This window comes from Nocardia sp. NPDC060255, assembly GCF_042727395.1.
In the GTDB taxonomy this organism is placed as follows: Bacteria; Actinomycetota; Actinomycetes; order Mycobacteriales; family Mycobacteriaceae; genus Nocardia.
In genome coordinates this window covers 21,224-47,459 of record NZ_JBHXAU010000038.1, presented here as the reverse complement: position 1 = coordinate 47,459, position 26,236 = coordinate 21,224, and the positions used below count along the sequence as shown (strand labels likewise).

Below are 26,236 nucleotides of genomic sequence, written 5' to 3'. Positions count from 1 at the left end.
CGTGTGCGTCTCCCCCGAGCAACACACGTGAGCGCACGCAGACCATCGACGAAAACCGTAGGCAACAGCCAGTTTCCAATGCACCGATGACACCGATCGCCGGTTGACCACGCGTTTTGCCGAGCGTTCATTCGATGAGTAAGGTTGCGGCGAACTCCCGAGAGCGCGAGTCGGGAGCCCCGTCCGTCACACCAACTCTTCGATGGTTCTAGCAAACTCCTGGGAACCATGACCGTCGGCCACTTGGCGGTCGATGAGGTTCTTGATGGGAGCGACGAAATCGACGGTGACACCCGCGTCGCGGGTGGCTCGGTTGATGGCGTCGAGCGCGGCTTTGTGGAAGGCGAGGGATTGGATGGGTCGGGTGTAATCGCCGCCGTCGATGATCTGGCCGTAGGCCGGGAGCATCTGGGCCATGGCGGTTACCCAGGCCGTGGCACGTTCGGCGAAAGCACTGGCCGAGACCCCTACCGAGCGCATCATTGCCGCGCCGTGCATGAAGCCGGCGAACATGGCGTACATGTTGGCGAGCAGCGCGAAGTCGTAGGTCGAGGCCAGTCCGGCATCATCGCCGAAATACTCTGCGGCCGCCAGCAATTCGAGAACAGCGCGGTGTTCCTCGAAGACCGCACCCGAACCGCTGTACAGGATGGACGCGCCGGGCTGCCCGATCATCGGCGGCACGGCCATAATGCCGCCGTCGAGGTAGTCGATGCCGTGCCGGGCCGCCCAGGTGGCGAGTTCGCGGGCCTCGTCGGGGGCGGTGCTGGTCAGGTTGATGACCTGTCTGCCGGAGAGTTCACCGGCGACCGGGTCGAGGATCGCGTGCACGGAGGCGTGGTCGAACAGGACGACGATGATCGGCCCGCCCGCCTGAACCGCCTCGGCGACCGATGCGGCGACGACGGCGCCGAGCTCGATCCCCTTGCCCGCAGTGCGATTCCACACCGTAGTCGGGTGGCCGCCCTTCAGTAGCGTCGCGGCCAGCGCCTGGCCCATCGCGCCGAGTCCGAGGACTGTCACCGGGGTGTTCGTGGTTTCCGCCATGGCGGGGTCAACTCCTTGGAAAGTTCGTGAACGATGTGGTCAGCGCGCTGAAACCAAGGTTGCGCTTTGCCCGCTATGACGACAAGTACCTACTATTTAGTCCGGTACTTACCAATGGGTGTGTGAACAGGTAGCGAGGTCGTGCGATGGGCGAGAAGAGATCCGGACCATACTTCTGCGGCATCGACGCGGCGATGGACGTGGTCGGCGGCAAGTGGAAGGCGCTGATCCTGTGGGAGCTGGAGGCGCACGGCATCCGCCGGTTCGGCGAACTCCGCCGCGGCCTGCCCGGCGTCTCGGAAAAGATGCTGATTCAACAGCTGCGCGAATTGGAGCAAGACGGGATCGTGTCACGCGAGGTCTATCGCGAGGTGCCACCGCGCGTCGAATACCAGCTGACCGAGTTGGGTGCCGAGCTCAATCGCGCACTGGAGCCGCTCGGCGCCTGGGGTCGTGATCGGATCGACCGGATCGGCGCGGACCGCGTCCACCCGGTTACCACGTAACGCCTATTCGCGACCCGGTGTGGGCTGATCGATTGGCGCAGTAGGCCTTACGTCGACAGTGGTCGTCGGCGGCGTCGAGATGAAGGGCAACGTCCGCACCTGCTGGTTGGTCGCGGGCATCGGCGGTTCGTTCGTGGGCATCAGGAACAGGGCGAGGATCACGAGCAGTAGGGCTGCCAACCCGCCGAGGATCGGTCGGCAGTAAATGCGCACATGCGGATGATCGGTGCCCGTGTTCGATCCGTTACCTAGAACCGTGAATCGGCTCGCCTCGGAGCGCATCGGCGAGGTCGATCGAACCTGCATCCAACCAGGTCTCAAATCGTCAATACCATTCCGAAACAACCGGATTCGAGTGTGATGCCGACGACGGGGGTGGACTTTCCGATGTTCGGGGTGGGCTTCCCGGCGTTCGACTCCAGAAACAACTCATCGCCGACCCCGGATCGTCGCTTCCGCCCCTCAGTTCGCCGAGGAGGAACTGGTGCTGTTGGGCTCTCGCGATATACCAGCACCAGTACCCGGTGATCATCCGTCCAGATCCGGAGTTGTGATGCCACGACCGACCAGGTAGCGCGGCTACCACTGCGGGAGACCGCGCATCCGAACCGCCGGAGGTCATCCGCCGCGTCCGCCCATGACTTCGCGCACCCACCTGCGACCCGCATCACATCTGCCTATTGAATGTGACCCCCGCTTGGTGCTAAACATTGTGGCACGCAACGCAATACACGTTGCACTATATGCAACGAGTGATGAATGGGAATCGAAAATCTTGATGCTGCACCGTGAATTCCGGCCAGGCGGGGCCGTGCGACGCGCACTCACGCTCGGAGCCACACTGTTCCTGCTCGCCGGGTGCGCGCCGGTGCAGTCCGGTCCGGCCGGATCGGGTGCCGATGAGAAAACCGGCACCGTCCGGGTCTGGCTGTTCGACGAGGCGACGCGCGCACCGAAGGAAGCGGTGATCAACGAGGCGATCGCGGAGTTCAAGGCGAACCGGCCGAATGTCGACGTCGACGTGCAGTGGGTGCCGGTCGCCGGACGAGCGGAGAAGTTCGCCGGCGCCTTCAACGATCCGGCCAGCGCCCCTGATCTGGCCGAGTTCGGCAACACCGACCTCGCGGGGTACGCCGTCACCGGCGCGTTCGCCGACCTGGGCGCCGACCTTGCGTCCTGGCCGGAGGGCAAGGACATCGACCCGTCGGTCCTGGAGACCGCGAAATCAGGCGGCAAGATCTACGGGCTGCCCTGGTACACGGGCATCCGCGCGCTGTACTACCGCACCGACGTCTTCACCGAACTGGGCCTGCGGCCGCCGACCACCCTGGCCGAACTCACCGACACCGCCCGCCGCATCCGCGCGAAAAAGCCCGACCTGTACGGCATTTCGGTCGGCGGCAAGTACACCTACGCGATGCTGCCGTACCTCTGGGCCCACGGCGGCGAGATAGCGGAAAACGACGGCACCATGTGGAACGCCACGGTCAACTCCGACCGGGCGAAGGCGGGGATCACCCGCTACGCGGAGCTGATCCACGACGACATCTGCCCGCCCGCGCAGTGCGCCGACTTCACCGGAACCCAGAGCGTGCAAGCCTTCGCGGGCGGCAAGGCCGCGATGACCATCGGTGGCGACTTCAGCCGCAAGGCCATGGATCAGGGTGCGTCCAAGGGCAAATACGCGGTGATCCCGCTGCCCGGCACCGAAACAGGTTCGGTCGCACCGGCCTTCGCGGGCGGCAACCTGCTCGGCGTTTTCCGCGCCGGACAGCATCGCGGCCTCGCCGTCGACTTCGTCGAATTGCTCGGCAGCGCAGTGTATCAGGAGAAGATGTACCAGGCGATGGGTAACCTGCCGACGCTGACCAGCGTGCAGCACAAGCTCGCCGCGAACGACCCGTTCCTCGCCCCGTTCGTCCAATCGCTGAAGGCCGGTACGAAGTTCGTGCCGAGCACACCGGCCTGGTCGAAGATCGACAGCCAGAACCTGCTGCCGGCCGCGGTGCAGCAGATCGCCACCGGAGCCAAGGATCCCTCGGCGGCGTTGAACGCGGCGGCCGCCGCGATGAACAAGGCATTCAGGTAGGCGCACATGGCAATTCAAGAACTATCGAGAACAACTCCGCGCAGCTCGCCGAAGCCTCGTCGCCGCAGCCGGGACACGGTCACCGCGTGGCTCTACCTCGCCCCGGCGGGCCTCCTGCTCGCCGCCGTGCTGATCTATCCGATCTATCAGATCGTAGTGATCTCGTTCTACGACTACGGCCAGGCACAGGCCACCGGCGCCGCGCCGTTGGAGTTCATCGGCCTGGGCAACTACCGAGAACTCCTGTCGGACAGCCAGTTCTGGATCGTGCTCGCCAACACCTTCGTGTTCGGCGCGGTCTGCGTGGTGGGCGGCCTGGTCGTCGGCACGGCGCTGGCCGTCCTCGCGACACGGGTCCGCGCGCTACCGCGGATGCTGCTGTTCCTCGCCGCGCTCGGCGCCTGGGCGACTCCCGCGATGGCCGGATCTTATGTCTGGCTGTTCCTGTTCGACGCCGACTTCGGCATAGTCAACGAGGCGCTGTCCGGCCTCGGACTCCGTTCGATGGACGGGCACTCGTGGACCTTCGGCACGCTCAGCGCATTCGGAATTGTCGCCACCGAGGTGATCTGGTGCTCGTTCCCGTTCGTCATGGTGACCATGTACGCGGGCATCAAGGCAATCCCCGAGGAAGTGCTGGAGGCCGCGGCGTTGGACGGCGCGTCGACGTGGCGCTCGGCCCGCTCGGTGATCCTGCCGATGCTGCGCCCCCTGCTGCTGATCGCGACGATCCAGTCGATCATCTGGGACTTCAAGATATTCACCCAGATCTACGTCATGACCAATGGCGGCGGCGTCGCCGGGCGCAACTTGGTGCTCAACGTCTACGCCTACCAAAAGGCCTTCGCCGGGCAGGAATACGGTCTCGGCTCAGCGATCGGAGTGCTGATGACGCTGTTGCGGTTGTCGATCACCGGGCTCTACGTCCGGTCCCAGCGCAGGAGCACACCATGGCAGTGAAACCCTTGCTGCGCACTCCGCGCAAGCCCGGACGCCTTGTCGCCGAGGCGGTTACCGTGGTGATCGCCGGGTTTGTCGCCTTTCCGCTGTACTGGATGGTGCTCTCGGCGCTCAAGCCGCCGGGCGAGATCCAGTCGGCCGACCCGAAACCGTGGACGTTGGCGCCGAGCCTGGACAGCTTCAGCCGGGTCCTCTCGATGGACGGCTTCGGCCGGTTTTTCCTCAACAGCTTGCTCATCGCCGCTGTGGTCGTGGTCCTTTCGCTGTTGCTGTCGTTCCTGTCCGCCGTGGCACTCACCCGCTTCCGGTTCCGTGGCCGGACCGTGCTGCTGGTGATGATCCTGGTGGCGCAGATGGTTCCCGTTGAGGCGCTGACGATTCCGCTGTTCTTCCTGATGCGTTCGATCGGCGGCACCGTTCCGGCGTTGGGGCTCAATGAGCTCGGCTCGATCATGTTGGTGGACCTGGTGTTCAGCTTGCCGCTGGCGATCTGGCTGTTGCGCGGGTTCGTCGCGGCGGTGCCGGTCGAGCTGGAGGAGGCGGCGAAACTCGATGGGGCGAGCCGTCTTCGGTTCGCCTGGCAGATCCTGCTGCCGCTGGTGACGCCAGGGCTGGTGTCGGTCAGCGTGCTGTCGTTCATCCACGCGTGGAACAACTTCCTGTTCGCGAAGACGTTCATCATCTCCAAGACCGAGAATCAGACGCTGCCGCAGGCGATCCTGGTGTTCTTCAAACCGGAGGACACCGACTGGGGCGCGGTGATGGCGGCCTCGACCCTGATGACCATTCCGGCGCTCGTGCTGTTCGTGCTCGTGCAGCGCAAGCTCGTCTCCGGCCTCGGCGGGGCGGTGAAAGGCTGACATGCCAGGTTTCGACACGCTCCTCCCCCGACCTGTCTCGGTGACCCCACGGCCTGGAGTCTGCGCGTGGCCCACGGAAGTCGACACACATGTCGATCCGGACCTGCCGCCCGAGGGATACCGGCTGGAGATCACCTCCGCGGGTATCACGCTCACGGCTGCGGATCAGGCCGGGCAGACCCACGCCCAGCAGACGCTGCGCCAGCTCGCCGGACCGGATACGTTCCGCGCCGCGGCGATCGGCACCCGGAACAGGACCATCCCGTGCGGTGTCGTCGAAGACCATCCGCGATTCCGTTGGCGCGGTTGCCTACTCGACGTGGCACGCAACTTCCGCACCAAGGCGGAGGTACTGCGGTTCATCGATCTCCTGTCAGCACACAAACTCAACGTGCTGCACCTGCACCTGACCGACGACCAAGGTTGGCGCCTCGAGGTCCCCGCGTTCCCGAAGCTGACCGAAATCTCCTCGTGGCGAACAGGATCGATGGTCGGCCGCCATGACGGCCCCGAACGCGACGGCCGCCCGCACGGCGGCTTCTACACCACCGACGACCTCCGTGAGATCGTCGCGTACGCGGCCGACAGATCCATCACCGTGGTGCCGGAGATCGATGTTCCCGGCCATGCCCGCGCCGCCATCGCCGCGTACCCCGAGCTCGGCCCCGAACCCGAAAGCCCTTGGGAGGTATGGACGTCCTGGGGCATCAGCACCTCACTGCTCAACCCCACCGCGAACACGCTGGACTTCTTCCGCCAAGTCTTCGACCATGTGCTGACCATATTCCCGTCACCGGTCATCGGTATCGGCGGCGACGAGGTCCCCGGCGCCACACCAGCGCACGGCCGCCTAGTCGCCGACCTGGCAACATATCTGGCCACCCAGGGCCGCCGAGCCTTCGGCTGGGACGAGGTCCTCGACGCCGGCGCCCTGCCACCCATGGTGATCGGCGCATGGCGCGACGCCGCCGCGGCCACCCGCGCGGCTACGGCAGGCCACGACGTCGTGCTGTGCCCAGAGGATCACTTCTACTTGGACCACCGCCAATCCGACCACCCCGGCGAACCCATCCCCGTCGGTTACCTGCGCACCCTCGAAGACGTCTACCACTACCAACCCCTCGACGCCCCGCACGTCATCGGCCTCCAAGCCCAATTGTGGAGCGAACACCTGGATTCCGTACGCCGAGTCGACTACGCCGCCTTCCCCCGTCTATGCGCCGTCGCCGAACTCGCGTGGAGCCCACCAAATCACGACTACACCGAGTTCCTCCCCCGCCTGCGCAACCACCACCTCCCCCGCCTGGACGCACTAGGCGTCGAATACCGCCCACTCGACGGCCCCCACCCCTGGCAAACCCGCCCCGACGTCCCCGCAACCGCCCACCGTCCGAACCAACTGCCGGTGGGCTGATCTAGCGGTCCGCCAGCACGCGCTCGAGCGTCACCCGACCCGCGCGTCCCCAGGTCGGCTGGCCACCGGGCAGCCCCCGGTCCCACGCCTGGCCGATGCTGATGAGCGAAGCCGCGTGCAAGACGGCCCACCCTCGCGCTCGCCGAACCATTGTCGTGTCCGCGTTGGCATAGGTTTCGAGGAATCGCGCGGCACCGCCGGTGGGCAGCAGTAGCCACGCGGCCGCAAGATCGTTCGCCGGATCACCCGCGCAAAGCTCACCGAAGTCGATAACGCCCGCGAGCGTCCCACCCGAAACGACGACGTTCGCCGGATGCAGGTCACCATGCAGCCACACCGGCGTCCCAGCCCACGCGGGCGCGGAAACGGCTGCCTCCCATACACGTTGAACATCGGCGACAATGCCGTCCGGGACAAAAGCTTGGAGCTTCGGACCGGCATCGTCAGCGAACGTCGCGAGCGCGACGCCGCGGCGCGGATTGGCCGGAGCCTCGGCGGGCGCCTCCTGATGGAGCGCCCTGAGGAAGCTCGCCAAAGCATCGGCAGCGTGCTCGACGCGGCTGATCGTCGCGCGGTCGGCCGGTTCACCCGGAACCCAGCGCGCAATCGTCCACGGCCTCGGAAAACTTGCCGACGCCGCACCGAACCGAATGGGCGTCGGGACCGGGAGCGGGAGACGCGCGGCCAACATGGGCAACCACTGCCGCTCCTTGTCCAACAATGCCGGAGCACGCGGCGTGCGCGGCATACGGACCGCCAATTCCGCACCGAGACGCCACATTTGGTTATCCCAACCGGCAGCAACACGCTGCAGGCCCAGTCCGGCAAGGTCGGGGTGCTGCTCATTCAGGAGCGAGCGCACCAGGGCTTCATCGATCTCGACGTTGTCCACGTTCGCGACTCAATCCCCCGGCATCCAGCCGATGGACTGTGCCCACGTCTCCGCTCGGGCGGTGATCTCGATGATCAACGGGCCCTTGGCATCTGCGTAGGCATTCATGTCGGGCCAGTCACGTTGTACGAGTTGTTGTTTCAGCTGTCCATAGGCTGCGCGGTCGTGGGCATCGTGCCGGAGCCAGTCACGGAACAGGAGATGGCGGCGTTCCCAGTCGCTGGCGACGGTGGATAGGTGTACGTGGACATCGCGTTTCGGGGTTCGTACCATGCGGTGGCCCGGCTCGCGGACGCGAAGTTGGTAGCCCGCGGCGAGTAGTGGTTCGAGGTAGGTGTTCTCGTCCTCGATGTCGGGCACGCTGACGTCGATATCGATGATCGGTTTCGCCGCGAGCCCCGGTATCGAGGTCGAGCCGATGTGGTCGATGCGGCGCGCGGTGACGCCCAGGGCGGTGGCGATGCGGGCGCGCTCGTCGGCGAAGCGCTCCGGCCAGGTGGGGTCGTAGTCGACGATGCGGATGTCCCGCTTCTCGACGCCGCCGATGAGCTCCGTCCGATCAGGCATACCGCCCATCCTCGCGCGTCGACCGTGCACCACGCCACTCGAACAGGCTGCGACGACCGCTATCCGAAGATACTCTGCGGATAGCGGTCGAATTCGCATCGGCCCGGTAACCGTCTACCGATCACCGTGCCGATTCAGGAAATGACGCCGTCAGGCGTATTTCACTAAGGGCACTGCTTCCAGGCGAAGTGGTAAGTCGTGGTGATACTTCCGTCGGTGGAATCCATTGTGATGAAGCTGGTGGTCTTCTTCGGATCCGATGTGCCCGCGTCGACGCGCAGCTGAGTATTGATGTTGAAATTGCGGAATTCGCCGCAGGGCTGGTAGACGATCGCGCCGACCTCGGTGGAGTCGGTATTCTGCCAGTCGTCACCGTACGGACCCTTGAGCGTGTGGTCGACGTAGTCGGTCGGCGAATTGCCCTGGAAGTAATACCTGGCCCTTTCCAGGGAGGTCGCACCCTTCGCCAACGACGCGAAGCCGCGGTAGTCCGCCGAGGCGATGCCGTAGGTGAAGCCTTGCGGTACATGTACTTTCAGGTTGAGCTGGCAGTTCATCCGGAAGTCGGTCGGGCCCGCGCCGATACCCACCTTCGCGGTGTACTGACTGTAGGTCACCGTGAAGGCCTCGTTGTCGGGCGAAACCGCGACGGCCGCGGTTCCGGCCGGGCAACCGGTGCCATTGACGGTCGCGACGTCGATGACAATCTTGTCCGGCGGAACGGGGCCGTTCCAATCGGCCGACGCCTGCGAACCGGCCATCGGAATAGCAAGCGCGAATACAGCAGCGCTGACAGTGAATAATTTCTTGTACATGGGATGCCTCACAACGGGCGGGGATCGGACAGATCTCACTGTAAGACGTCTATACCCACTCGAAGCTCCCCAACAGAAGTGGGGAAACCCGGAAATTACTCGGCCCCTACATAATTGGCGGTCGGTTTCCCGGATACCCACTGAAACGTTGAATGTTGGAGTTTTATAGTGTCTGCCCGATTCAGGGCCGGAGCAGGCGGAATGCGTCCATCCGCTGCCGATGGTACGCGAGGTCGTCCTCGTCGTGCTGCACGCCGCGGCCGACGGCGATGCCGAAATACACTGCTTCCCTGCGCAATCGATGCCGCATCAGCTGCGCGAGCACGACATCGCCGAGTTGCCCCGCCGTGCCGCCTGCCGCGTAGTACACGTCGACGAACCGACGCGCGCCCTCCAGATCACTCCCCAGCACATCGGCGAATTCCAAAGCGGCGGAGGCCAGTTCGACCTCCGGCGGCCCGATCAGCGCCTCGTCCCAGTCGAGCACGGCGATGACATGCCCGTCGCGGGCCAAGAGATTCCCCTCGTAATAGTCACCGTGCAGCGGCTGCACACGAGCGGTCCTGCTGAACTCGGCAAGCCAACGATCCAATTCGGGATCGGGCAACTCAGCGGACGGCGCACCGTCGAGCCCGATCTCCAGGAACGACCGCTCGGGCCGCGGCGCCGGCCGATGGTCCGCCAGGGCACGATGCACGCGCGCCAGCAGCCCGGCCGCCTCGGCCACCTGCACCGGATCCTCGCTACTGGCCCACTGCCCTTCGATCAGCGGCCACACGGTAATCGGGCGACCCGCCACCACCTCGACCGTCGCCCCATTCGCCCGCGGCAACGGGGCCACCGCCTCCGGCACAGTGCGAGCGGCCGCAACCGCAATGCGGTTGCACCACTCGACTTCGACGGGGTCGCGATCCACCACCCCGATCCGCACCACGACCTCGCCGACGCGGTACGCAGCGGACTCCTCACCGCCATACAGCCGCTCGCCGTCGCCTTTGTATCCCCATTCGGCCGCCACAGCGGCGCGAATGTCCTCGGTCAGCGGGACGTCGACATAGATCACACACCCACTTCTACCAGCGCGGCCATTCGGCACGCAGCAGGATTTCCCGGCTCCCCCGGCGCACCCCCCGACTCGGGGGCGCACCCGCACACGCTCCGCCGGTAGACAGTAACCAGGAGAAACCGCAGGCAGTGTCACAGCAGCGGATTTCCGATCGCACGCCGTCACGCGGCGGTCGCGTCCGAGAGTGGGACAAAGTCTTATGTCACAGATCGCACAACGAATGTCGCGAGCATGAACGCGTATGCGCCGATCCTCGTCCTCGGGGCGATCGCGCTCAGCTTCACCAGCCTGTCCGTCACGATGGCGTCGTTCATCGGCCCGAAGCGCGCCAACAGAGCCAAGCTGGCCGCCTACGAATGCGGCATCGACCCGACCCCGCAGCCGCTCGGCGGTGGCCGCTTCCCGGTGAAGTACTACCTGATCGCGATGCTGTTCATCATCTTCGATATCGAGATCGTGTTCCTGTATCCGTGGGCCGTCGGCTTCGATTCGTTCGGCCTCTTCGCCCTCGTCGAGATGTTCCTGTTCATGCTCACCGTCTTCGTCGCCTACGCCTACGTGTGCCGGCGCGGCGGCCTGAGCTGGGAGTGAGGGCCGGATGGGACTGGAGGAGAAGCTGCCGAGCGGTTTTCTGTTGAGCACGGTCGAGGATCTGGCCGGCTATCTCCGGAAAGGCTCGGTATGGCCCGCAGCGTTCGGCCTCGCGTGCTGCGCCATCGAGATGATGTCGACCGCGTCCGGGCGCTTCGATATCGCCCGGTTCGGGATGGAGGCGTTCCGTGGCTCGCCACGGCAGGCGGATCTGATGATCGTCGCCGGGCGGGTCAGCCAGAAGATGGCGCCGGTGTTGCGTCAGGTCTACGACCAGATGGCCGAGCCGAAATGGGTACTGGCGATGGGGGTTTGCGCGTCCTCGGGCGGGATGTTCAACAACTACGCGATCGTGCAGGGCGTCGACCACATCGTTCCGGTCGACATCTATCTGCCGGGTTGTCCACCGCGCCCAGAGATGCTGTTACACGCGATTCTGGCGCTGCACACAAAGATTCAGCAGATGCCGCTGGGCGTCAACCGGATCGAGGCGGTGCGGGTGGCGGAAATGGCTGCACTGGGGTTGCCACGATGACGGGCGATCAAGGCGACGCGCCGAACACCGTGCGTCGGGGCATGTTCGGCGTGCACGGCAGCGGCGACACCTCAGGGTATGGAAGGCTCGTCCACCGAACTCAGCCCACCCGGACAGCCCGCCCCTACGGCGGATACTTCGACGCGATCCTCGACAGTCTGCTGGCAGCACTGACTTTCGCGGGCATCCGCCGCTCCGAAGCTGTCGATCGAGTCGTCGTATTCCGCGACGAGCTCACCGTGCACGTCCACCGCGAGCACCTTCGCGCGGTCGCCCGAATCCTGCGCAACGACCCTGCCCTGCGCTTCGAACTCTGCCTCGGCGTCAGCGGAGTGCACTACCCACACGACAGCGAGCTGCACGCCATCTATCCGTTGCTCTCGATCACCCACAACCGCCGCCTCCGACTAGAGGTCACCACACCCGACACCGACCCCCACCTCCCCTCGCTCTACGACCTGTACCCCACCAACGACTGGCACGAGCGCGAGACCTACGACTTCTTCGGCATCGTCTTCGACGGCCACCCCTCGCTGACCCGCATCACCATGCCCGACGACTGGCACGGTCACCCGCAACGCAAGGACTACCCACTCGGCGGCATCCCCGTCCGATACGACGGCGCGCAGATCCCGCCGCCCGACGAGCGCAGGGCGTACAGCTGATGACCATGCGCGAAAAGGTTTATGTGGCAGGCGGTCAGGACTGGGACGAGATCGTCGACGCAGTCCAACGGGCCGACGACGAACGGATCGTGGTCAATATGGGCCCGCAGCATCCGTCCACGCACGGCGTGCTGCGCCTCATCCTGGAACTCGACGGCGAAACCGTCACCGAGGCGCGCTGCGGAATCGGCTACCTGCACACCGGAATCGAGAAGAGTCTCGAGTACCGCAACTGGATCCAAGGCGTCACCTTCGTGACCCGAATGGATTACCTCGCGCCGTTTTTCAACGAGACCGCCTATTGTCTCGGCGTAGAACGTCTCCTCGACGTCACCGACCGGATTCCGCAGCGCGCCACCGTCATCCGAGTCTTGCTCATGGAACTGAACCGGATCTCCTCACACCTGGTGGCGCTGGCCACCGGCGGCATGGAGCTCGGCGCGGTCAACGTGATGTTCTTCGGATTCCGTGAGCGCGAACGGATCCTGGACGCCTTCGAGGCGATCACCGGCCTCCGCATGAACCACGCCTACATCCGGCCCGGTGGGCTCGTCCAGGATCTCCCCGACGATGCTGTGCCGCAGGTCCGCGAGCTCGTGCGCACCCTGCCGAAGGGACTGCGCGATCTCGAGCTGCTGCTCACCGCGAACCCGATCTGGAAGGCCCGCACCAAAGGCATCGGCTACCTCGACCTGAGCGCGTGCATGGCGCTCGGCATCACCGGCCCGATACTGCGCGCCACCGGGCTGCCGCACGACCTACGCAAATCCCAACCCTATTGCGGCTACGACGATTACGAGTTCGCTGTCGCCACCGACACCGGCGCGGACTGCTATGGCCGCTATCTGATCCGAGTCGCCGAGATGCGCGAGTCACTGAAGATCGTCGAGCAATGCCTGGACCGATTGCGGCCAGGCCCGGTGATGATCGAGGACCGCAAACTGGCCTGGCCCGCCCAACTCGCCCTCGGGACCGACGGATCGGGGACCTCGCCGGAGCACGTTCGCAAGATCATGGCCACTTCGATGGAAGGATTGATCCACCACTTCAAATTGGTGACCGAGGGGCTGCACGTCCCGCCCGGCCAGGTGTACGTCTCGGTGGAATCCCCGCGTGGCGAGCTCGGCGTACACCTGGTCAGCGATGGCGGCACCCGCCCGTTCCGGGTGCACTTGCGCGATCCGTCGTTCACCAATCTGCAAGCGGTGGCGGCGATGTGCGAGGGCGGCATGATCGCCGACGTCATCGCCTCTGTCGCCAGCATCGATCCGGTCATGGGTGGGGTGGACCGATGAGCAGCGGACGCGTATTCATCCAGCTCGGCCCGCATCCGGACGAAGACGGTCAACTCGTCCGACCCAATGCGCGACAGAACTATTCGGCCGAGATCCAGGCCAGGCTCGAAGCCGACGCCGCCCTCATCATCAGCCGATACCCGGTGGCGCGGTCGGCGCTCCTCCCCCTACTGCATCTTGTTCAGTCCGAGGACACTTACATCACACCAGCTGGAATCGATTTCTGCGCGGCACAACTCGGTCTCACCGGCACCGAAGTCCTTGCCGTGGCGACCTTCTACTCGATGTACCGCCGCAGCCCCACGGGCGACTACCACGTCGGGGTCTGCACCAACACGCTCTGCGCGGTCCTCGGCGGCGACGCTATCTTCTCCGCACTCGAACAACACCTCGGCGTGCACCACGGTGCCACGACGGCCGACGGCATGATCACCCTCGAACACATCGAATGCAATGCCGCGTGTGACTTCGCCCCTGTGCTGATGGTGAATTGGGAGTTCTTCGACAATCAGACGCCGGATTCCGCCCGCGCGATCGTCGATGCCTTGCGCGCGGGTGAGCGGGTCACGCCGACCCGTGGCGCGCCGCTGTGTACCTTCCGGCACACCGCGCGCATCCTCGCGGGGTTCCCCGACGAACGCATCGGCGCCAACGACACCACTGTCGGTCACGCGACCCTCGCCGGGCTCGAACTGGCCCGCCTCCAGAGCATCGACGAATTGTCTTCCGCCGAGGCCTTTTCCGTCGACCGAGCCGACGGAGGTTGACATGCTCTTGACCCCCGTACTGAGTCGCTACTGGGACGAGCCACGCTCCTGGACCCTCGACGCCTACCGACGGCACGCCGGTTACTCGGCCTTGAGGACAGCACTGCGCATGTCCCCCGCCGAAATCATCGAGCTGGTCACCGATTCCGGCCTGCGCGGCCGCGGCGGCGCAGGCTTCTCGACCGGCACGAAGTGGTCCTTCGTCCCGCGCGATGACGGCAAGCCGCACTACCTGGTCGTCAATGCCGACGAGTCAGAACCGGGTACCTGCAAGGACATCCCGCTCATGCTGGCAACGCCGCACGCATTGATCGAGGGCGCGATCATCGCCGCGTACGCGATCGGAGCGAGCCACGCGTTCATTTATGTACGCGGCGAGGCGGTTCCAGTGCTGCGCCGACTACACGCCGCGGCAGCGGAGGCATACGCCGCCGGATACCTGGGACACAACATCCTGGGCTCGGGCTACGACCTCGAACTCATCGTGCACGCCGGTGCGGGCGCCTACATCTGCGGCGAGGAAACCGCACTGCTCGATTCACTCGAAGGTCGTCGCGGCCAACCGAGGTTACGGCCGCCGTTCCCCGCCGTCGCCGGTCTCTACGCCTGCCCGACCGTGGTCAACAACGTCGAGACGATCGCCAGCGTGCCACCGATCATCGAACGCGGCGTCGACTGGTTCCGCGCCATGGGCAGCAAGAAGTCACCCGGCTGCACCCTCTACTCGGTGACCGGACATGTGGCCCGCCCCGGCCAATACGAGGCACCGCTCGGCGTCACCCTGCGCGAGTTACTCGACTGCGCGGGCGGCATCCGAGCGGGGCATCGCCTCAAGTTCTGGACACCCGGCGGCTCATCGACCCCCCTCCTCACCGACGTCCACCTCGACATCCCACTCGACTACGAGGGCGTCGCCGCGGCCGGTTCCATGTTGGGCACCAAGGCCTTACAGATATTCGACGACAGCACCTGCGTGGTGCGCGCTGTTCTGCGCTGGACCGAGTTCTACGCCCACGAATCCTGCGGCAAATGCACGCCATGCCGCGAGGGCACCTACTGGCTGGTGCGGGTCTTCGAACGATTGGAGGCAGGCCGCGGCACCGCGGCGGACCTGGTGAAGGTCCTCGACATCGCCGACAGCATGCTCGGCAAGTCGTTCTGCGCCCTCGGTGACGGCGCGGCCAGCCCGATCATCTCGTCGCTACAGTACTTCCGCGACGAATACATCGCTCACTTCGAGCACGGCGGCTGTCCGTTCGATCCGTACCAATCCACTGTCATGACAGCACAATTCGTGGCAGAACCGGTCGAGGTCTACGCGCGATGACCAGGACCACCAACGAGACGACCAACCTGGCGTGGCTCACGATCGACGGCGTCGAACTCAATGTCCCGAAGGGCACCCTCGTCATTCGCGCAGCCGAGCTGATCGGCGTACAGATCCCCCGCTTCTGCGACCACCCGCTACTGGCGCCCGTCGGGGCCTGCCGCCAATGTCTGGTCGAGATCGAAGGACAGCGAAAGCCGATGGCGTCGTGCACCATCCCGGTCGCCGAGGGCATGGTGGTACACACCCAGCTCACCTCACCCGCCGCTGATAAAGCACAGCGCAGCGTGATGGAGCTGCTGCTGATCAATCATCCGCTGGACTGCCCGATCTGCGACAAGGGCGGCGAATGCCCGCTGCAGAATCAGGCAATGTCCAACGGGCGGGCCGAAACTCGGTTCGACGAGGGCAAGCGCACCTTCCCGAAACCGATCAACCTGTCCGCCCAGGTGCTCCTGGATCGTGAGCGCTGCGTGCTGTGCGCACGGTGCACCAGGTTCTCGCAGCAGATCGCCGGTGACTCATTCATCGAACTGCTGGAGCGTGGCGCGCTGCAGCAGGTCGGCCTTTACGCCAAAAAGCCCTTCGAGTCCTATTTTTCGGGCAATACCGTGCAGATATGCCCTGTCGGCGCACTCACCGGGGCGTCATATCGGTTCCGCGCCAGGCCTTTCGACCTGGTCTCCAGTCCGAGCGTGTGTGAGCACTGCGCGAGCGGGTGTGCCCAGCGCACCGACCATCGCGGCGGCACCGTGCTGCGCCGTCTCGCGGGCGACGACCCGCACGTCAACGAGGAGTGGAACTGCGACAAAGGACGGTGGGCGTTCAGCTATGCGACGCAGTCGGATCGGATCACCACACCGCTGGTCCGCGACGACAACGGGCAGCTGATCCCCGCGTCCTGGCCCGAGGCGCTCGCTACGGCGGCGGCCGGCCTGCTGGCGGCGCACGGCAACGCAGGCGTGCTCGTCGGCGGCCGCGCGACGCTGGAGGACGCGTACGCCTACGCCAAATTCGCGCGAATCACACTGGGCACCAACGACATCGACTTCCGGATCCGTCCGCATTCGACGGAGGAGGCCGAGTTCCTCGCGGCCCGCGTCGCCGGACGATTCCTCGAAACCACCTATGACGACCTGGAACACGCCCCGGTCGTGCTGCTGGCCGGGTTCGAGCCCGAAGAGGAATCACCGATCGTCTACCTCAGGCTGCGTAAGGCGGTGCGCAAGAACGGCCTCGCGGTCTACTCCATCGCGCCGTACGCCACGAACGCCCTGGCCAAAATGTCGGGTCGACTGCTGCAAACCGCTCCCGGTGGTGAGGGCGCAGTGCTCGGCAGCGTGCACGCACGAGACCTGCTGGCCCGGCCGGGGTCGGTCCTCATGGTCGGTGAGCGACTCGCGATAGTGCCCGGCGCGTTGTCGGCGGCGGCACGGCTGGCCGATCGCACCGGTGCGCATCTCGCCTGGGTGCCGCGCAGGGCGGGCGAGCGAGGCGCGGTCGAGGCCGGGGCACTACCTGGTCTGCTGCCGGGCGGTCGGCCGGTCGCGGATGCGTGGGCGCGACGCCGGGTTTCGGTGGTCTGGGATGTGCCGGGTCTGCCTGCGGCGCCGGGTCGTGACACCGACGGCATCCTGCATGCCGCGTTGGGTGCGCTGCTCATCGGCGGCGTCGAGCCGGACGATCTGCCCGATCCGGCCGCCGCGCTGGCCGCGATCGACCGGGCACCCTGCGTCGTGAGCCTCGAATTACGGCACAGTGCCGTCACCGATCGGGCCGACGTTGTCTTCCCGGTCGCGGCGGTGGCGAGCAAGTCCGGCACGTTCCTCGATTGGGAGGGCCGCGCGCGCACGTTCGACGCGGCGCTGGGCAAGGACGAGGCCATGCCCGACGCACGAGTGCTCGACGCCCTCGCGAACGCGATGAATCTCCCACTGGCCCTGCCGGATACGGCAGCGATCCAGGCCGAAATCGCCGCCCTCGGCGGGTGGACCGGATACCGGGGCCAGGGACCGGACGTCGCGGCGGCACCGCTGCCGCGACCGATTCGCGGCACCGCGGTGCTGGCAAGCTGGCGGATGCTGCTGGATGACGGCCGGCTGCAAGACGGCGAACCGCAGCTGGCCGCCACCGCCCGTACCCCGGTGGTGCGCCTGTCCGCCCGGACCGCCGCCGAAATCGGTGCTGCTGAGGGCGATTCGGTCACCGTGTCGACAGATCGCGGCAGCATCGTCCTTCCGCTGGTGCTCACCGACCTGCCCGATCGTGTCGTCTGGTTGCCGCTGAACTCCCCGGGGTCGGCGGTGCACCGTAGTCTCGCCGCGACCGCGGGCAGCATCGTCCGGATCAGCGTTGGTGATGCTCGATGACCGATCTGAGCCTGTTCGGCCATGACCCGTGGTGGTTGGTTCTCGCCAAGTCGCTGGCCATCTTCGTGTTCCTGATGATAACCCTCGTCTTCGCGGTGCTGGCCGAGCGAAAGATCGTGGCGCGCATGGCGATGCGGGTCGGGCCGAATCGGGTGGGGCCGAAAGGCGCGCTGCAAAGCGTCGCCGACGGCGTCAAGATGGCGTTGAAGGAAGACATCGTGCCCACCGGCGTCGACCGGCCGGTGTACGTCCTGGCGCCCATCCTTGCGGCGACGCCCGCGCTGATGGCGTTCGCGGTCATTCCGATGGGTCCGGCGGTCTCGATCCTCGGCCATCGAACGGCATTGCAGCTCACTGACTTTCCGGTCGCGGTGTTGTATGTGCTCGCGTTGGCATCCATCGGTGTCTACGGAATCGTGCTGGCCGGGTGGGCGTCTCGCTCCACCTATCCGCTGCTCGGCGGGTTGCGTTCGACCGCGCAGGTGATCTCCTACGAGATCCCGATGGCGCTGTCCTTCGCCGCCGTTTTCCTTGTCGCGGGCACGATGTCGACCTCGGGCATCGTCGCCGCGCAAGACGGGAACTGGTACATCGTAGTGTTGCTGCCGTCGTTCGTGATCTATCTGGTGTCGATGGTCGGCGAAACCAACCGTGCGCCTTTCGATTTGCCCGAGGCCGAAGGCGAGCTGGTCGGCGGATTCCACACCGAGTACTCGTCGTTGAAGTTCGCCATGTTCATGCTCGCCGAGTACGTGAACATGGTGACCGTCTCGGCATTGGCGACCACCCTGTTCCTCGGCGGATGGCACGCACCGTGGCCGTTGAGCGTATGGGCGGGCGCGAATTCCGGTTGGCTGCCGCTGCTCTGGTTCGTGGCGAAGGTCTGGGGCTTCCTGTTCGTCTTCATCTGGCTGCGTGGCACCTTGCCACGGCTGCGCTACGACCAGTTCATGAATCTGGGGTGGAAGATCCTGATACCGGCGTCGCTGGTGTGGGTGATGATCGTCGCCGCGGTTCGCGCGGCTCACAACGCGGGATACGGCAGCGGGTGGATCGCCCTGGTGATCGGCGGGGCAGTCGTCGGCCTCGCACTGCTGGTTCTCCTCATAAAGGCACTGCGCCCCACTGAAACTCCGCAGCCCGACCTCCCGTTCGATCCGATGGCAGGCGGGTTCCCGGTCCCACCCCTGCCTTGGCAGAAGGAGCACAGCGATGCCTGAATTCCTCGGCCCCCTCGCGGGTTTCGGCGTGACCTTCTCGACGATGTTCAAAAAGCCCAACACCGAGTACTACCCCGAGCAGAAGGCGCCGACGGCACCCCGCTATCACGGACGACATCAGCTGAACCGCTACCCCGACGGGCTGGAGAAGTGCATCGGCTGCGAGCTGTGCGCGTGGGCCTGCCCCGCCGACGCCATCTACGTGGAGGGCGCGGACAACACCGACGCCGAGCGCTACTCGCCGGGCGAACGCTACGGCAGCGTCTACCAGATCAACTACCTGCGCTGCATCGGCTGCGGGCTGTGCATCGAGGCCTGTCCGACGCGGGCCTTGACCATGACCAACGAGTACGAGATGGCCGACGACAATCGCGCCGGCCTGACCTACGGCAAGGAGCGACTGCTGGCGCCGTTGGAGCCCGGCATGGTCGAGGCTCCGCATCCGATGGTTCCCGGCGCGACGGCCATCGACTACTACTGCGGCACCATTCCTATTGTCGCGGAAGGTGAGTCCGATCGATGAACACCGCTCTGTTGCTCGCCGAACCCGCTGTCCGTGCGTCCACGGGCGAGAGCGTGCTGTTCTGGGTTCTCGGTGTGTTGGCGGTGGTCTGCGCGCTGGGGGTGGTGTGCGCGAGCAGGGCGGTGTACTCGGCGATCTTTCTCGCGGCCTCGATGATCATCTTGGCGGTGTTCTATGTGGCGCAGGGTGCGGTGTTCCTCGGTGTCGTTCAGGTGGTGGTCTACACCGGCGCGGTGATGATGCTGTTCCTGTTCGTGCTGATGCTCGTCGGCGTCGACTCGTCCGACTCACTGGTCGAGGCGCTGCGCGGGCAGCGCATTGCCGCCGTCGCGGTCGCCGCGGGATTCGGGCTGCTGCTTATCGTCGGCATCGGACACGTTCGTTCGAGTCGCCCCGCCAACTATGAATCTGCCAGTAACATAACCGGTTTGGCCCAGCTGCTGTTCGTCCGCTACGCCTGGGCGTTCGAGCTCACCGGTGCGTTGCTGATCACCGCGGCGCTCGGGGCGATGATGCTGGCGCACCGCGAACGCATCGCCGCACGTCGAGGTCAGCGCGAGATGTCCGCTGACCGCGTACGCAGCGGTGATCGCATCACTCCGCTACCCAGTCCCGGTGTCTACGCGCGACACAACGCGGTGGACATGGGCGCTCGCCTCCCCGACGGGACAGACTCGGAGCTGTCGGTCAGCCGGACGATGCGGCAGCGCACCGTCGCCGAGGCGGAGGCTTCGCGGTGAACCCGGAGAACTATCTCTATCTGGCCGTGTTCCTGTTCACGATCGGTGCCGCCGGAGTGCTGTTGCGGCGCAACGCCATTGTCGTGTTCATGTGCATCGAACTGATGCTCAATGCCGCCAACCTCGCGTTCGTGACGTTCGCGCGCATGCACGCCGACCTCAACGGCCAGGTCTTCGCGTTCTTCACCATGGTGGTCGCCGCCGCGGAAGTCGTGGTGGGCCTGGCGATCATCATGACCATCTTCCGGGCCCGCCGCTCGGTCTCGGTGGACGACGCGAACCTACTGCGGCACTGATGAACTCGACGATTCCGGCGCCGACGTTCGAGTACGCCCAGCTGTCCCCCATGCTGATCGTCTTCGGTGTGGCGATACTCGGGGTGCTCGCCGAAACGTTTCTGCCACGCGGCAGCAGATACCTGAGCCAACTCGTACTCGGCCTCAGCGGGCTGGTCACGGCGTTCGTCGCGGTCGTTGTGCTTGCCGGGCAATCGGATTCGCCGCACGGTGCGGTGGTGATGGGCTCGGTCATGATCGACGGACCGACGCTGTTCCTGCAGGGCACGATCCTGGTGTTGTCGATTCCGGCGGTCATGCTGATGGCCGAGCGCCGGGTCGATCCCGGCGGCGTCGCCTTCACCCCGCAAGCTTCCGCCATCCCCGGCAGCGTGGCCGAGCTGGAGGCGACCAAGGCAGGCATAGTCACCACCGAAGTGTTTCCGCTGGCCATGTTCGCCATCGGCGGGATGCTGCTGTTTCCGGCCGCGAACGACCTGCTCACGATGTTCGTCGCGCTCGAGGTGCTCTCACTACCGCTGTACGTACTCTGCGGGCTGGCCCGCCACCGACGCCTCCTGTCGCAAGAAGCCGCACTGAAATACTTTCTGCTCGGCGCATTCTCATCCGCCTTCTTCCTGTTCGGCGTCGCCCTGCTGTACGGCTGCGCGGGCACCGTGGAACTGGCAGGCATCGCGAATGCGATCGCTACGCAGCCCGACGACCGCAACCTCGCGGTGATCGGCGCGGGCATGCTGTCGATCGGACTGCTGTTCAAGGTCGGCGCGGTCCCCTTCCACTCCTGGATCCCGGACGTCTACCAGGGCGCGCCGACAGCGATCACCGCATTCATGGCCGCCGCGACAAAGGCGGCAGCGTTCGGCGCACTACTGCGCGTCTTCACCGTGGGACTGCCCGGCCTCCAAACGGATTGGCGCCCACTACTCTGGGCCATCGCCATCCTCACCATGGTCGTCGGCGCACTCACCGCCGTTACCCAAACCGACATCAAACGCATGCTCGCCTACTCCTCGATCGCCCACGTCGGCTTCATCCTGATCGGCGTAATCGGCGCAAACCCCGCTGGATCCTCAGCCACCCTCTTCTACCTACTCACCTACGGCCTCAGCACAATCGGCACTTTCGCAATCGTCACCCTGGTCCGCGACCCCACCGGCGAAGTCACCGAAATCGCCCGCTGGGCAGGCCTAGGCAGACGCTCCCCCTTACTCGCCACCACCTTCGCCCTATTCCTACTAGCCCTCGTCGGCATCCCCCTAACCAGCGGCTTCATCGGAAAGTTCGCCATCTTCCTAGCCGCGATCCAATCCGGCGCCACCCCCCTGGCCCTCGTCGGCATACTCAGCAGCGCAATAGCCGCCTACATCTACATCCGCGTCATCATGATCATGTTCTTCGCCGACCCCCCACCAGAAGCCCCCGAGGCAACCATCGCCCCCTCCAGCGTATTAACCACCGCCGCAATCACATTCGGTGCCGTCGCCACGATCGTCCTCGGAGTCATCCCACAACCGGTCTTGAATCTGACGACCGATGCCGCGACGTTCTTGCGCTGACACTATTGCGGCGCCGCGTAGTTGGTGACGTTCAGTGGGATTCCGTTCTGCGCTGGCGTCGCGATGCCGATGGTCAGTGGTTCGTAATGCGGGACCAGTTTCATTCCGGCGACGGCCTCGAAGGTGACCTCGATGTAATCAGGCTTCGTTGACGGGACGGAAACAGCGCTCGCACTGAACTAGGGGGTGCCCGCAAGTAGATGATGCAGCAGGACCATTTGTACGACAGCGAGGGGGGTGCTGTGTTCGTCGGGGTCTACTCGGCCGAGGCCGCCAGGGGGTGGGGTGGTTGGGTCGCCGAGGGCTTGCCAGATCAATTTCTCCACGGCTGCACCGTCTTCGGTGGTTGCGTAGCCGTGGATGTGCACGCTGTCGACGGGTTTGCCGTCGGTGTCGCGGGCGAGGCGGAGGTGGATCGCGTGGGTCAGGTCAGGTTGCAGGATGGCGGTCAGGTCTGGTTGCTGGATGGTCGGGCGGAGTAGGAGTTCGGCGGACAAGTTGGGGCGGCCCTCGATGGTCGCGAAGCGGACGACAATGTCGGCGTGTGCTCGTTGCGGGCGGATGAATTGGGTGGACTCGGGTTCGCTGCGGGACAGTACGGAAAGAACCTGTTCGGCGGAGTAGCCGCGAGTCGCGGTGTCGCGCTTGACCTTCCAGCCGCGACGGATCTCTTCTGAAGGGTCGAGGTAGACCGTGAGGTCGAAGCAGGCCCGGGCGAGACTGTTGTGCATCGGCAGCAGGCCCTCGACGATCACGAACTCGTTGGGTTCAACGAGTTCCGGCCGCGTGAGTCTGCCGGTGTCGTGGTCGTACACAGGCTTGAGAATCGGCTGGCCGGTGGCGAGCAACTGCAGATGCTGGCCGAGGATATCGATGTAGTGGCAGTCCGGGTGCAGCGGTGTGAACGGTTTGTCTTGCCGCTCAACGCGATCGAATCGGTGGTAGTCGTCGGTGGACAGCCATACGCAGCGGTGCGCGCCCAATGCCTCGACCAGTCCTGCGGTTACCGTGGTTTTGCCCGCGGCACTGTCTCCGGCGATCGCCAGCATGATGGGTCGTCGCCGGGTGTTCCGGCTCGCGCGAAAGATCCGCAGCGTCTTGTCAGCCACGAGTCTTCGCCCGCTCGACCGGAATTCGGCAGCGGGCACTACGGGCGGGTATGTCCATCCCGAACTCCTCATGGGTCATCCTCAATATTAGGTGTCGGCTGATCTCCTCGGTCACCCCGGAGCGGGGGGTTGACGAGGGGATAGACAGGGCCGAAAACCGCCGTATCGTGGGGATATGGTGACGTCCGCCACGGGGCCGGTACGAGTTGTCCTGGTCGACGACCATGAGATGGTGATCGAGGGCCTGAAGGCGATGCTCGCGTCGTTCCACCAGCGCGTCGTGGTCGTCGGGCAATCCGTCGGCGCGGACGACGCGTTGCGGGTCATCACCGACCTCGAACCCGACATCGTCCTCTGCGATATCCGGATGCAGGGCATCAGCGGGCTGGACCTGTGCCGGTCGATGCGCGGCCTCGCCCCGGAACGCAAGGTGGTGCTGCTGTCGGTCTACGACGACGAGCAGTATCTGTTCCAGGCCCTACGCGTCGGCGCCGCCGGCTATCTGTTGAAGAGCATCGGCAGCGACGAGCTGGTGCGGCAACTGGAGCTCGTGCACGGCGGATCCACCGCGATCGACCCGGACATGGCGGTGCGCGCGGTAGACACCGCGGCCCGCATGCAGCGCGACGAGTTCTGGCCGGGCGCACGGCAGGGGCTGACCCAGCGCGAGAGCGAGATCATGTCGTTCATGGTCACCGGCCTGTCCAATCGCGGCATCGCGACCCGACTGATCATCAGCGACGAAACGGTCAAGAGCCACCTGCGCTCGATCTACCGCAAGCTCGGCGTCAGCGACCGGACAACCGCGGTCGCGACCGCCCTCCGGGAGGGCATCTTCCTGTGACGGCACCGGGCCAGCAGCCCGAATTGCCCACGGCGAGTGAACCTTCGGTGCCCGGCCGTTTCGGTCTCGAACGAGAGACCCTGCTGGACATCGTGCAGGCGATGTCCAGCGGCCCGGCGATCGAGCCACTGGCCGCCGCGGTCGCCCGGATGGTCGTCGCGTCGACGGCGGCGGATGTCTGTCTCGTGCATGTCCTCGACGACTCGGACCGTTCACTCACCCTGGCCGGTGCGACCCCGCCCTTCGATCGCCAGATCGGCCGGGTTCGGCTCGCGCTCGGCTCCGGGATCACCGGCTGGGTGGCCAGCCGTCGCCAAGCGGCGGTGATCAGCGACAACAAGGAGGCCGATCCGCGATACCAGCCGATCGCCGCACTGGGCGGCGCGGAATTCACCTCGATGGTGTCGATTCCGATGGAAACCGATCCCGGCGGGCTGGTCGGCGTCCTCGACGTGCACACCGTCGAACGACACGAATTCAGCGGCCACGACATGGAATTGCTGCTACTGCTCGGCAGGCTGGTGGCCGGTGCGCTGCAGCAGGCCAGGCAGCATCGACAGCTCGCCGCGCGGGAGCGGGCACACGAGGACTTCGCCGAGCAGATGATCGCGGCGCAGGAGCTCGAACGCCGCCGGCTGGCCGGCGATATCCACGACGGCATCTCGCAGCGGCTGGTCACCCTCGCCTATCGCCTCGACGCCGCGGCCCGCGCGGTCGTCGACGACCAGGTCGAGGCCGCCGAACAACTCGACAAGGCAAGGGAATTGGTGGATTTGACGCTGCAGGAGGCGCGGGCGGCGATCAGCGGTCTCCGGCCGCCGGTGCTGGACGACCTGGGCCTGGCCGGCGGGCTGGCCAGCCTCGCCCGATCGATACCGCAGATCGATCTGGAACTCGAACTCACCGACCACCGGCTGCCCGAACACATCGAACTCGCGCTGTACCGCATCGCGCAGGAATGCCTGCAGAACGTCGTCAAACATGCCGACGCGCGGGTTGCCACGCTCCGCTTCGCGGTGCACGCCGATACCGCCCGCCTCGAAATCGCCGACGACGGAATAGGTTTCGACACCTCCGAACGCCCACTGGGCGCCAGCGAAATGGGCGGCTACGGCTTGCTGTCGATGGCCGAGCGCGCCGAGCTCGTCGGCGGCCGCTTGAGCATCCGGTCCCGCCCCGGTTCCGGGACGACGGTGACGGTCAAGATCCCCCTGGAGTCACCGAAACACCCTGCTGGCGAGCAGATCTGACGCCTCGATCGTGGTGAGGGCAACCAAACCGACCTCGGCGTCCTCGGTGACCAGCCGGCGCGCATGCCGCAGCCGCGCGCGTTCCACCGCGTTGCGGACACTGCGCGCATTGGCGAACCACGGCTGCCCGATCCGATGCCCGAGGTACTGACGCAACGCCACCCGCGCCTCGTCGGAGAACGCATAGCCGAGCTCACCGGTCATCAGGCAGGCGATCTCCTCCAACTCCCCCACCGTGTAATCCGGGAACGAAATGTGGTGGGCGATACGGCTTTGCATGCCGGGATTCGCGGCGAAGAACCCCGCCATCTTGTCCGCGTAACCGGCCAGGATCACCACCAGGTCGTCGCGATTGTTCTCCATCACCTGCAGCAGGATCTCGATCGACTCGCCACCGTAGTCGCGCTCGTTCTCCGCCTTGTACAGGTAGTAGGCCTCATCGATGAACAGCACGCCACCCATCGCCCGCTTGATCACCTCCCTGGTCTTCGGCGCGGTGTGACCGACGTACTCGCCGACCAGGTCGTCGCGGGTGACGCTGACCAGGTGCCCGCGGCGCAGATAGCCCAGCCGGTGCAGCAGGTCGGCCATCCGCAGCGCGACCGTCGTCTTGCCGGTGCCCGGGTTACCCGTGAAGCACATGTGCAGCGTGGGTTTCGGTGCGAGCACACCGAATTGGGCTCGCATCCGATCGATCAGCAGCAGTGCGGCGATCTCGGCGATGCGGGTCTTCACCGGCGCCAAGCCGACCAGCTGCGCGTCGAGTTCGCCGAGCACGTCGCCGATGCCGGACTGCCGGCGGGCCGCGGCGAGATCGACCACGGCATCGGCGGGCAGGAAGTCGGACGCGGGCTCGTCCGGATCCGACTGTGGCCCAGTGGTATTGCCGGGCCACGACCCGAACGGTGTCCGGGTTCCCGCAGGTACGTCCAT

26 protein-coding genes are annotated in these 26,236 nt (G+C 65.7%); 19 read left to right on the top strand and 7 right to left on the bottom strand.

Translation table 11 applies throughout. The features are described from left to right. Positions 1 to 186 precede the first annotated feature (186 nt). The gene (locus tag ACFWF1_RS40995; protein ID WP_379283603.1) at positions 187 to 1,047 is read right to left on the bottom strand and encodes an NAD(P)-dependent oxidoreductase; all 861 of its coding nucleotides are present in this window, start codon (positions 1,045 to 1,047) and stop codon (positions 187 to 189) included. 146 nt (positions 1,048 to 1,193) lie between these two features. Here ACFWF1_RS40995 and ACFWF1_RS40990 point away from each other — a divergent pair, with 146 nt between their 5' ends. From ACFWF1_RS40990 to ACFWF1_RS40970, 5 genes are all read left to right on the top strand, one after another. Further along, positions 1,194 to 1,553, top strand: coding sequence for a winged helix-turn-helix transcriptional regulator (locus ACFWF1_RS40990; RefSeq protein WP_379283601.1), 360 nt, complete (start codon positions 1,194 to 1,196; stop codon positions 1,551 to 1,553). A gap of 712 nt (positions 1,554 to 2,265) precedes the next feature. Then, positions 2,266 to 3,642 (top strand): extracellular solute-binding protein, encoded by a 1,377-nt coding sequence (locus ACFWF1_RS40985; protein WP_379322273.1) that lies wholly within the window; start codon positions 2,266 to 2,268, stop codon positions 3,640 to 3,642. 6 nt (positions 3,643 to 3,648) lie between these two features. Next, entirely contained in the window at positions 3,649 to 4,602 is a 954-nt protein-coding gene (locus ACFWF1_RS40980; protein ID WP_379283598.1) for a carbohydrate ABC transporter permease, read from the top strand. Then, positions 4,593 to 5,462: a carbohydrate ABC transporter permease gene (locus ACFWF1_RS40975; RefSeq protein WP_379283597.1), complete on the top strand. Its 870-nt coding sequence runs from the start codon at positions 4,593 to 4,595 to the stop codon at positions 5,460 to 5,462. The genes ACFWF1_RS40980 and ACFWF1_RS40975 overlap by 10 nt, the downstream gene beginning before the upstream one ends. Positions 5,463 to 5,502: 40 nt before the next feature. Beyond that, positions 5,503 to 6,876, top strand: coding sequence for a beta-N-acetylhexosaminidase (locus ACFWF1_RS40970; RefSeq protein ID WP_379283596.1), 1,374 nt, complete (start codon positions 5,503 to 5,505; stop codon positions 6,874 to 6,876). A gap of 1 nt (position 6,877) precedes the next feature. Here the strand turns inward: ACFWF1_RS40970 and ACFWF1_RS40965 are convergent, their stop codons facing one another. The 4 genes from ACFWF1_RS40965 to ACFWF1_RS40950 form a co-directional block, all read right to left on the bottom strand. Then, on the bottom strand, positions 6,878 to 7,768 hold the full coding sequence (locus tag ACFWF1_RS40965) for an aminoglycoside phosphotransferase family protein (protein ID WP_379283594.1): 891 nt from the start codon (positions 7,766 to 7,768) through the stop codon (positions 6,878 to 6,880). A 9-nt stretch (positions 7,769 to 7,777) separates the two neighbouring features. Then, positions 7,778 to 8,335: a GrpB family protein gene (locus ACFWF1_RS40960; protein WP_379283593.1), complete on the bottom strand. Its 558-nt coding sequence runs from the start codon at positions 8,333 to 8,335 to the stop codon at positions 7,778 to 7,780. Between the two features lie 164 nt (positions 8,336 to 8,499). After that, complete coding sequence (locus tag ACFWF1_RS40955) at positions 8,500 to 9,096, bottom strand: DUF4360 domain-containing protein (RefSeq protein WP_379283592.1); 597 nt, start codon at positions 9,094 to 9,096, stop codon at positions 8,500 to 8,502. 235 nt (positions 9,097 to 9,331) lie between these two features. Beyond that, entirely contained in the window at positions 9,332 to 10,213 is an 882-nt protein-coding gene (locus tag ACFWF1_RS40950) for a phosphotransferase (protein WP_379283591.1), read from the bottom strand. 234 nt (positions 10,214 to 10,447) lie between these two features. On the opposite strand from ACFWF1_RS40950, the gene ACFWF1_RS40945 reads away from it, so the two are divergent. Genes ACFWF1_RS40945 through nuoN form a run of 12 tightly spaced genes read left to right on the top strand, consistent with a single transcriptional unit; the run spans position 10,448 to position 22,100 of the window. Beyond that, the gene (locus tag ACFWF1_RS40945; RefSeq protein ID WP_379283590.1) at positions 10,448 to 10,807 is read left to right on the top strand and encodes an NADH-quinone oxidoreductase subunit A; all 360 of its coding nucleotides are present in this window, start codon (positions 10,448 to 10,450) and stop codon (positions 10,805 to 10,807) included. A 7-nt stretch (positions 10,808 to 10,814) separates the two neighbouring features. Next, on the top strand, positions 10,815 to 11,342 hold the full coding sequence (locus tag ACFWF1_RS40940) for a NuoB/complex I 20 kDa subunit family protein (RefSeq protein WP_379283589.1): 528 nt from the start codon (positions 10,815 to 10,817) through the stop codon (positions 11,340 to 11,342). Further along, positions 11,339 to 12,007, top strand: a complete 669-nt coding sequence (locus tag ACFWF1_RS40935) for an NADH-quinone oxidoreductase subunit C (RefSeq protein ID WP_379283588.1) — start codon at positions 11,339 to 11,341, stop codon at positions 12,005 to 12,007. Before ACFWF1_RS40940 ends, ACFWF1_RS40935 begins: the two co-directional genes overlap by 4 nt. Beyond that, complete coding sequence (locus ACFWF1_RS40930) at positions 12,007 to 13,302, top strand: NADH-quinone oxidoreductase subunit D (protein ID WP_379283587.1); 1,296 nt, start codon at positions 12,007 to 12,009, stop codon at positions 13,300 to 13,302. Before ACFWF1_RS40935 ends, ACFWF1_RS40930 begins: the two co-directional genes overlap by 1 nt. Then, positions 13,299 to 14,069, top strand: a complete 771-nt coding sequence (gene nuoE, locus ACFWF1_RS40925) for an NADH-quinone oxidoreductase subunit NuoE (protein ID WP_379283586.1) — start codon at positions 13,299 to 13,301, stop codon at positions 14,067 to 14,069. The genes ACFWF1_RS40930 and nuoE overlap by 4 nt, the downstream gene beginning before the upstream one ends. Before the next feature lies 1 nt (position 14,070). Continuing rightward, on the top strand, positions 14,071 to 15,396 hold the full coding sequence (nuoF, locus tag ACFWF1_RS40920) for an NADH-quinone oxidoreductase subunit NuoF (RefSeq protein WP_379283585.1): 1,326 nt from the start codon (positions 14,071 to 14,073) through the stop codon (positions 15,394 to 15,396). Continuing rightward, positions 15,393 to 17,765, top strand: coding sequence for an NADH-quinone oxidoreductase subunit G (locus ACFWF1_RS40915; protein ID WP_379283584.1), 2,373 nt, complete (start codon positions 15,393 to 15,395; stop codon positions 17,763 to 17,765). Before nuoF ends, ACFWF1_RS40915 begins: the two co-directional genes overlap by 4 nt. Then, on the top strand, positions 17,762 to 18,985 hold the full coding sequence (nuoH, locus tag ACFWF1_RS40910) for an NADH-quinone oxidoreductase subunit NuoH (protein ID WP_379283583.1): 1,224 nt from the start codon (positions 17,762 to 17,764) through the stop codon (positions 18,983 to 18,985). Before ACFWF1_RS40915 ends, nuoH begins: the two co-directional genes overlap by 4 nt. Then, positions 18,978 to 19,508 carry an NADH-quinone oxidoreductase subunit NuoI gene (nuoI, locus tag ACFWF1_RS40905; RefSeq protein WP_379283581.1) on the top strand — a complete coding sequence of 177 codons (531 nt, stop codon included), beginning with the start codon at positions 18,978 to 18,980 and terminating at the stop codon, positions 19,506 to 19,508. Before nuoH ends, nuoI begins: the two co-directional genes overlap by 8 nt. After that, positions 19,505 to 20,248 carry an NADH-quinone oxidoreductase subunit J gene (locus ACFWF1_RS40900; RefSeq protein WP_379283580.1) on the top strand — a complete coding sequence of 248 codons (744 nt, stop codon included), beginning with the start codon at positions 19,505 to 19,507 and terminating at the stop codon, positions 20,246 to 20,248. The genes nuoI and ACFWF1_RS40900 overlap by 4 nt, the downstream gene beginning before the upstream one ends. Next, positions 20,245 to 20,544 (top strand): NADH-quinone oxidoreductase subunit NuoK, encoded by a 300-nt coding sequence (gene nuoK, locus ACFWF1_RS40895; protein ID WP_379283579.1) that lies wholly within the window; start codon positions 20,245 to 20,247, stop codon positions 20,542 to 20,544. The genes ACFWF1_RS40900 and nuoK overlap by 4 nt, the downstream gene beginning before the upstream one ends. Next, positions 20,544 to 22,100: an NADH-quinone oxidoreductase subunit NuoN gene (nuoN, locus tag ACFWF1_RS40890; protein WP_379283578.1), complete on the top strand. Its 1,557-nt coding sequence runs from the start codon at positions 20,544 to 20,546 to the stop codon at positions 22,098 to 22,100. Before nuoK ends, nuoN begins: the two co-directional genes overlap by 1 nt. A gap of 179 nt (positions 22,101 to 22,279) precedes the next feature. Here nuoN and ACFWF1_RS40885 read toward each other — a convergent pair whose 3' ends face one another. Beyond that, a complete protein-coding gene (locus ACFWF1_RS40885) occupies positions 22,280 to 23,209 on the bottom strand; it encodes a phosphoribulokinase (RefSeq protein ID WP_379283577.1) in 930 nt (309 codons plus the stop codon). A gap of 175 nt (positions 23,210 to 23,384) precedes the next feature. Between ACFWF1_RS40885 and ACFWF1_RS40880 the strand changes: the two genes are divergently transcribed. Both ACFWF1_RS40880 and ACFWF1_RS40875 read left to right on the top strand, forming a co-directional pair. Beyond that, the gene (locus tag ACFWF1_RS40880; protein ID WP_379283576.1) at positions 23,385 to 24,053 is read left to right on the top strand and encodes a response regulator; all 669 of its coding nucleotides are present in this window, start codon (positions 23,385 to 23,387) and stop codon (positions 24,051 to 24,053) included. 101 nt (positions 24,054 to 24,154) lie between these two features. Then, positions 24,155 to 25,303 (top strand): GAF domain-containing protein, encoded by a 1,149-nt coding sequence (locus ACFWF1_RS40875; RefSeq protein WP_379283911.1) that lies wholly within the window; start codon positions 24,155 to 24,157, stop codon positions 25,301 to 25,303. On the opposite strand, the gene cbbX is transcribed toward ACFWF1_RS40875, so the two are convergent. Next, positions 25,271 to 26,236, bottom strand: a complete 966-nt coding sequence (cbbX, locus tag ACFWF1_RS40870) for a CbbX protein (RefSeq protein WP_379283575.1) — start codon at positions 26,234 to 26,236, stop codon at positions 25,271 to 25,273. The two genes, ACFWF1_RS40875 and cbbX, sit on opposite strands and share 33 nt — an antisense overlap.

Coding starts and splice junctions, on each gene's coding strand:
- ACFWF1_RS40995 (WP_379283603.1), bottom strand. CDS start 1,047: ATGGCGGAAACCACGAACACCCCGGTGACAGTCCTCGGACTCGGCGCG.
- ACFWF1_RS40990 (WP_379283601.1), top strand. CDS start 1,194: ATGGGCGAGAAGAGATCCGGACCATACTTCTGCGGCATCGACGCGGCG.
- ACFWF1_RS40980 (WP_379283598.1), top strand. CDS start 3,649: ATGGCAATTCAAGAACTATCGAGAACAACTCCGCGCAGCTCGCCGAAG.
- ACFWF1_RS40975 (WP_379283597.1), top strand. CDS start 4,593: ATGGCAGTGAAACCCTTGCTGCGCACTCCGCGCAAGCCCGGACGCCTT.
- ACFWF1_RS40960 (WP_379283593.1), bottom strand. CDS start 8,335: ATGCCTGATCGGACGGAGCTCATCGGCGGCGTCGAGAAGCGGGACATC.
- ACFWF1_RS40955 (WP_379283592.1), bottom strand. CDS start 9,096: ATGGCCGGTTCGCAGGCGTCGGCCGATTGGAACGGCCCCGTTCCGCCG.
- ACFWF1_RS40945 (WP_379283590.1), top strand. CDS start 10,448: ATGAACGCGTATGCGCCGATCCTCGTCCTCGGGGCGATCGCGCTCAGC.
- ACFWF1_RS40940 (WP_379283589.1), top strand. CDS start 10,815: ATGGGACTGGAGGAGAAGCTGCCGAGCGGTTTTCTGTTGAGCACGGTC.
- ACFWF1_RS40935 (WP_379283588.1), top strand. CDS start 11,339: ATGACGGGCGATCAAGGCGACGCGCCGAACACCGTGCGTCGGGGCATG.
- ACFWF1_RS40930 (WP_379283587.1), top strand. CDS start 12,007: ATGACCATGCGCGAAAAGGTTTATGTGGCAGGCGGTCAGGACTGGGAC.
- nuoE (WP_379283586.1), top strand. CDS start 13,299: ATGAGCAGCGGACGCGTATTCATCCAGCTCGGCCCGCATCCGGACGAA.
- nuoF (WP_379283585.1), top strand. CDS start 14,071: ATGCTCTTGACCCCCGTACTGAGTCGCTACTGGGACGAGCCACGCTCC.
- ACFWF1_RS40915 (WP_379283584.1), top strand. CDS start 15,393: ATGACCAGGACCACCAACGAGACGACCAACCTGGCGTGGCTCACGATC.
- nuoH (WP_379283583.1), top strand. CDS start 17,762: ATGACCGATCTGAGCCTGTTCGGCCATGACCCGTGGTGGTTGGTTCTC.
- nuoI (WP_379283581.1), top strand. CDS start 18,978: ATGCCTGAATTCCTCGGCCCCCTCGCGGGTTTCGGCGTGACCTTCTCG.
- ACFWF1_RS40900 (WP_379283580.1), top strand. CDS start 19,505: ATGAACACCGCTCTGTTGCTCGCCGAACCCGCTGTCCGTGCGTCCACG.
- nuoN (WP_379283578.1), top strand. CDS start 20,544: ATGAACTCGACGATTCCGGCGCCGACGTTCGAGTACGCCCAGCTGTCC.
- ACFWF1_RS40880 (WP_379283576.1), top strand. CDS start 23,385: ATGGTGACGTCCGCCACGGGGCCGGTACGAGTTGTCCTGGTCGACGAC.
- ACFWF1_RS40875 (WP_379283911.1), top strand. CDS start 24,155: ATGTCCAGCGGCCCGGCGATCGAGCCACTGGCCGCCGCGGTCGCCCGG.
- cbbX (WP_379283575.1), bottom strand. CDS start 26,236: ATGGACGTACCTGCGGGAACCCGGACACCGTTCGGGTCGTGGCCCGGC.